This window comes from Streptomyces sp. SolWspMP-5a-2, assembly GCF_900091845.1.
Taxonomy (GTDB): domain Bacteria; phylum Actinomycetota; class Actinomycetes; order Streptomycetales; family Streptomycetaceae; genus Streptomyces; species Streptomyces doudnae.
Genome location: NZ_FMCI01000013.1, coordinates 1 through 1,761, shown reverse-complemented (window position 1 = coordinate 1,761; position 1,761 = coordinate 1). Strand labels below are relative to the sequence as shown.

Genomic DNA, 1,761 nt, shown 5'->3' with positions numbered 1-1,761 from the left:
AAGGCGGCGGGACGCCGGACACACCTGATGAGACGCTGTTCGCCGCGATCGTCTACGTGCTGGTCAGTGGCTGCGCCTGGCGCGCTCTGCCGCCGTGCTTCGTGATATCGAAGTCAACCGCCCACCGCAGATTCCTGATCTGGTCGAGAGCTGGCGTTTGGGGGCGTCTCCACGAAGCCGTGCTGCACCTGCTTGACGACTCCTGGCTCATCGACGTCACCCGCGTCGTCCTCGACCCCGCCCACGTCAGGGCAAAAGGGGGGCGAACACACAGGTCCGGAGCCCCGTAGACCGCAGTAAGCAGGGTTCCAGGATGCACGTCCTGTCGGACGCGAACGGACTGCCGCTTCTCGTCGGTGTCCCGGCCGGCAACACTAACGACAGCGAAGAGCTGAAGCCCATGATCGAGGGTCACCAAACCAAACGAGACACGGCCCTCATCGCGGTCGGTACTTCAAGACCCGGCGCCTCCACGCAGATAAAGCCTACGCTCGCGCCGACCTGCGCAGATGGCTCAGGTGGAAGCGAATCGGAGTACGCATCGCCCCCAAAGGCATCGAATCCAGCGAGCGATTAGGGCGTCGTAGGTGGGTCATCGAGCGCATGATGTCGTGGCTGTCCGGCTACCGCAGACTCAGTCCACGCTACGAGCCTCATCCCCGTAACACCTGGCCTTTCTCGGACTGGTCGCGGTCCTCTGCTGCTACAAGCTGCTTGTCCGCCTCACCACGTAGGACAGGGGCATAGGTGGCTCCCGGGACTGCATGCGGAATCCCCGGGCGAGAAATCGCTCTCTGGAATCCGGCCGTCCGGCCAGCTGTCTCCCAGATCCGGTCGGAGCCGGTCGCATCGGTTCCGTGCACGCACGCAACCTCCCCGGGATGGTTCCCACGGGTTCCCTGCTCATCTATGACGCCGACCCCGCCGTGGCGGGAAAGGCCGCGGCGGAGGTGGACGGATCGGTCCGCCCGACGGCCGAGGCGGTCCTCGCCGACACGGACGCGCTGGTCGTCGCGACCTCGGCCACCGACCGGTTGCCGCTGCTCGACACGGCGATGGCCCGGGGCATCCCGGTGTTCTGCGAGAAGCCGCTCGCCGCCGGCCTGCCCGAAGCCCGGCACATCGCGGCGACGGCCCGTCGGCTGTCAGCCCGTGTTCTCGTCGGCTTCCAGCGCCGCTTCGATCCCGAGTACCTGATGCTCCACCGGCTGGTGGCCTCCGGGGCGGCTGGACAGGTCCTGATGATCCGGGGCACGGCCTTCGACCGAACGCTTCCGAGCGAGGGCTACAGCTCCACGGCGGGAGACCCCTTCACCGACTGCCTGATCCATGACATCGACGCCACGCGCTGAATCGCGCAGGACGAGATCATCTCGGTGCTGGCCGATACCCAGCAGGTCCCGCACCCGGGTTCGGGCGAGGGGCGGGCGGAGATCGGTGTCGGCACGGTGATGCTGACGCTGGCCCATGGCGGGACCGCGGTCCTGACCGCGTCGAGGCTGGACCCGAGCGGCTACGACCATCGCATGGAGTACTGGCCGCCGGCGAGTCGGCCGTCGCCGGGCGCGGTGCCGCGTCGCTGCTGTGGGCGCCATGGACGGCCGCCGCGCAGCCCGGCTGAGGTGAAGCCGTCCCCCGTACACCGGGATTTGACAGTTTCGCCGAGGCATACCGGGCCGAGATGCGCGCTTTCCTGACGATGGTAGAGGGTGGCGGCCCCAGCTCGTGCCGCCCCGTCTTACAACGCCTAACATAATGATT

1 protein-coding gene and 1 pseudogene are annotated in these 1,761 nt (G+C 67.5%); both read left to right on the top strand.

Going from position 1 to position 1,761, the window contains the following annotated elements:
- Window positions 1–734 (top strand): annotated as a pseudogene (locus GA0115242_RS00660) (IS5 family transposase); the annotation flags it as partial.
- A 30-nt stretch (window positions 735–764) separates the two neighbouring features.
- Complete coding sequence (locus GA0115242_RS00655; RefSeq protein WP_093823340.1) at window positions 765–1,352, top strand: Gfo/Idh/MocA family oxidoreductase; 588 nt, start codon at window positions 765–767, stop codon at window positions 1,350–1,352.
- The last annotated feature ends 409 nt before the right edge of the window (window positions 1,353–1,761 follow it).

Coding starts and splice junctions, on each gene's coding strand:
- GA0115242_RS00655 (WP_093823340.1), top strand. CDS start 765: ATGCGGAATCCCCGGGCGAGAAATCGCTCTCTGGAATCCGGCCGTCCG.